At 52.2% G+C, this 4211-nt stretch carries 2 protein-coding genes and 1 pseudogene; 2 read left to right on the top strand and 1 reads right to left on the bottom strand.

Annotated features, from left to right (window positions below):
* A partial coding sequence (locus L5220_RS14210; protein WP_499574305.1) for a tetratricopeptide repeat protein occupies positions 1-569 on the top strand: 569 nt, incomplete at its 5' end.
* 12 nt (positions 570-581) lie between these two features.
* Positions 582-1685: pseudogene (locus tag L5220_RS14205) on the top strand (tetratricopeptide repeat protein); the annotation flags it as partial.
* Here the strand turns inward: L5220_RS14205 and L5220_RS14200 are convergent.
* Positions 1642-4211: tetratricopeptide repeat protein (locus L5220_RS14200; protein WP_499574303.1), on the bottom strand; the 2570-nt coding region annotated here is incomplete at its 5' end. The pseudogene L5220_RS14205 and the gene L5220_RS14200 overlap by 44 nt on opposite strands.

The raw sequence follows: 4211 nt of genomic DNA, 5'->3' as shown, positions 1-4211 counted from the left end.
GACTCGAACAGTTAGGAATTGAACAGTATCAAAAAGCTCAATACGCTCAAGCACTGGAGTTATTTCAACGCAGCTTAGTAATTTTGGAACAAGCCCTAGGGGCTAGCCACCCAAATGTGGCCGCTGTCCTCAACAACTTGGCAGGGTTGTATCAAGCACAAGGGGAATATAGCAAAGCCGAACCTCTATTGCAGCGCAGTTTGGCGWTMAGGGAACGAGTTTTAGGTGCCAATCACCCAGATGTCGCCCAATCCCTGAACAACTTGGCGCTACTGTATCGAGAGCAAGGCCAATATAGTAAAGCCGAACCCCTATACCAGCGCAGTTTGGCAATTTTGCAACAGCCCCTAGGGGCTAGCCACCCAAATGTGGCCGCTACCCTCAATAACTTGGCACTGTTGTATGAAGCACAAGGGGAATATAGCAAGGCCGAACCTTTACTACAGCGCAGCTTGGTGATCATGGAGCAAGCCCTAGGCACCAACCATCCAAAAGTGGCCACGACCCTCAATAACTTGGCGCTGCTGTATGAAGCACAAGGGGAATATAGCAAGGCCGAACCCCTATAACAGCGCAGCTTGGTGATTTTGCAACAGGCCCTAGGGGCTAGCCACCCAAATGTGGCCGCTGTCCTCAACAACTTGGCAGGGCTGTATGAAGCACAAGGGGAATATAGCAAGGCCGAACCTTTACTACAACGCAGCTTGGTGATTTTGGAGCAAGCCCTAGGCACCAACCATCCAGAAGTGGCCACGACCCTCAATAACTTGGCGCTGCTGTATGAAGCACAAGGGGAATATGCCAAAGCCGAACCGCTTTACCAACGCAGCTTGGTGATTTTGGAGCAAGCCCTAGGCACTAACCATCCAGAAGTGGCCACGACCCTCAATAACTTGGCGCTACTGTATGAAAAGCAAGGGCAATACGCCAAAGCCGAACCGCTTTACCAACGCAGCTTGGTAATTTTGGAGCAAGCCCTAGGCGCCAACCATCCAAAAGTGGCCACTACCCTCAACAACTTGGCGCTGTTGTATGAAGCACAAGGGGAATATAGCAAGGTCGAACCTTTACTACAGCGCAGTTTGGCGATCAGGGAGCAAGCCCTAGGCACCAACCATCCAGAAGTGGCCACGACCCTCAACAACTTGGCGCTGCTGTATGAAGCACAAGGGGAATATAGCAAAGCCGAACCGCTATTGCAGCGCAGTTTGGCGATTWTGGAGCAAGCCCTAGGCGCCAACCATCCAAAAGTGGCCACGACCCTCAATAACTTGGCGCTACTGTATGAAAMACAAGGGSAATATAGCAAGGTCGAACCTTTACTACAACGCAGCTTGGTGATTTTGGAGCAAGCCCTAGGCACCAACCATCCAGAAGTGGCCACGACCCTCAACAACTTGGCGCTGCTGTATGAAGCACAAGGGGAATATAGCAAGGCCGAACCTTTACTACAGCGCAGCTTGGTGATTTTGGAGCAAGCCCTAGGCGCCAACCATCCAAAAGTGGCCRCTRYCCTCAACAACTTGGCAGGGTTGTATCAAGCACAAGGGGAATATAGCAAAGCCGAACCGCTATTGCAGCGCAGTTTGGCGATCAGGGAGCAAGCCCTAGGCGCCAACCATCCAGAAGTGGCCACTACCCTCAACAACTTGGCGCTGTTGTATGAAGCACAAGGGGAATATAGCAAGGTCGAACCTTTACTACAGCGCAGCTTGGTAATTTTGGAGCAAGCCCGCCTAGGGCTTGCTCCAAAATCACCAAGCTGCGCTGTAGTAAAGGTTCGGCTTTGCTATATTCGCCTTGTTCTTGATACAGTAGCGCCAAGTTGTTCAGGGATTGGGCGACATCTGGGTGATTGGCACCTAAAACTCGTTCCCTGATCGCCAAACTGCGCTGCAATAGAGGTTCGGCTTTGCTATATTCCCCTTGTGCTTGATACAACCCTGCCAAGTTGTTGAGGACAGCGGCCACATTTGGATGGTTGGCGCCTAGGGCTTGCTCCAAAATCACCAAGCTGCGCTGTAGTAAAGGTTCGGCCTTGCTATATTCCCCTTGTGCTTCATACAACAGCGCCAAGTTATTGAGGGTAGTGGCCACTTTTGGATGGTTGGCGCCTAGGGCTTGCTCCAAAATCACCAAGCTGCGCTGTAGTAAAGGTTCGGCCTTGCTATATTCCCCTTGTGCTTCATACAACAGCGCCAAGTTGTTGAGGGTAGTGGCCACTTTTGGATGGTTGGCGCCTAGGGCTTGCTCCAAAATCACCAAGCTGCGCTGCAATAGCGGTTCGGCTTTGCTATATTCCCCTTGTGCTTGATACAACCCTGCCAAGTTGTTGAGGACAGCGGCCACATTTGGGTGGCTAGCCCCTAGGGTCTGTTGCAAAATTGCCAAACTGCGCTGGTAAAGGGGTTCGGCTTTGTTATATTCCCCTTGTGCTGCATAGGACAACGCCAAGTTGTTGAGTGTGGTGGCCACTTTTGGATGGTTGGTGCCCAGGGCTTGCTCCCTGATCACTAAGCTGCGCTGCAATAGCGGTTCGGCTTTGCTATATTCCCCTTGTGCTTGATACAACCSTGCCAAGTTGTTGAGGRCAGTGGCCACTTCTGGATGGTTAGTGCCTAGGGCTTGCTCCAAAATCACCAAGCTGCGTTGGTAWAGCGGTTCGGCTTTGGCGTATTGCCCTTGCTTTTCATACAACCGTGCCAAGTTGTTGAGGGTGGTGGCCACTTCTGGATGGTTGGTGCCCAAGGCTTGCTCCCTGATCGCCAAACTGCGCTGCWATAGGGGTTCGGCTTTACTATATTGGCCTTGCTCTCGATACAGTAGCGCCAAGTTGTTCAGGGATTGGGCGACATCTGGGTGATTGGYGCCTAGGGCTTGYTCCCTTAACGCCAAACTGCGCTGGTAAAGAGGTTCGGCTTTGCTATATTCCCCTTGTGCTTGATACAACCCTGCCAAGTTGTTGAGGRYAGYGGCCACTTTTGGGTGGCTAGCCCCTAGGGTCTGTTGCAAAATTGCCAAGCTGCGCTGTAGTAAAGGTTCGGCCTTGCTATATTCCCCTTGTGCTTCATACAGCMSYGCCAAGTTGTTGAGGACAGCGGCCACATTTGGGTGGTTGGTGCCTAGGGCTTGCTSCMWRATYGCCAAACTGCGCTGSAATAGSGGTTCGGCTTTACTATATTCCCCTTGTGCTTGATACAACCCTGCCAAGTTGTTGAGGGCAGCGGCCACTTTTGGGTGGTTGGCGCCTAGGGCTTGTTCCAAAATCACCAAGCTGCGCTGTARTAAMGGTTCGGCCTTGCTATATTCCCCTTGTGCTTCATACAGCMSYGCCAAGTTRTTGAGGGCMGCGGCCACATTTGGGTGGCTAGCCCCTAGGGTCTGCTCCMTGATCGCCAAACTGCGCTGSWATAGSGGTTCGGCTTTGCTATATTGGCCTTGYTCTCGATACAACCCTGCCAAGTTGTTGAGGACAGCGGCCACATTTGGGTGGCTAGCCCCTAGGGTTTGTTGCAAAATTGCCAAACTGCGCTGGTAAAGCGGTTCGGCTTTGGCGTATTGCCCTTGCTTTTCATACAGTAGCGCCAAGTTATTGAGGGTCGTGGCCACTTCTGGATGGTTAGTGCCCAGGGCTTGCTCCCTGATTGCCAAGCTTCGCTGCAATAGCGGTTCGGCTTTGGCATACTGCCCTTGCTTTTGATACAACCCTGCCAAGTTGTTGAGGGCRGCGGCCACATTTGGGTGGCTAGCCCCTAGGGTCTGTTGCAAAATTGCCAAACTGCGCTGGTATAGGGGTTCGGCTTTACTATATTGGCCTTGCTCTTCATACAGCAGCGCCAAGTTATTGAGGGTCGTGGCCACTTCTGGATGGTTGGTGCCTAGGGCTTGCTCCCTGATCGCCAAACTGCGCTGGTATAGSGGTTCGGCTTTACTATATTGGCCTTGCTCTCGATACAGTAGCGCCAAGTTGTTCAGGGATTGGGCGACATCTGGGTGATTGGCRCCTAGGGCTTGCTCCCTKAACGCCAAACTGCGCTGGTAAAGAGGTTCGGCTTTGTTATATTCCCCTTGTGCTTGATACAACCCTGCCAAGTTGTTGAGGACAGYGGCCACWTTTGGATGGTTGGYCCCTAGGGTCTGTTGCAAAATTGCCAAACTGCGCTGGTATAGCGGTTCGGCTTTACTATATTCCCCTTGTGCTTGATACAACC

This window comes from Synechococcus sp. PCC 6716, assembly GCF_022570815.1.
GTDB lineage: Bacteria > Cyanobacteriota > Cyanobacteriia > Thermosynechococcales > Thermosynechococcaceae > Thermosynechococcus > Thermosynechococcus lividus.
Note: the sequence above shows the minus strand (reverse complement) of the source record. Positions and strands in the feature narration are given on the sequence as shown.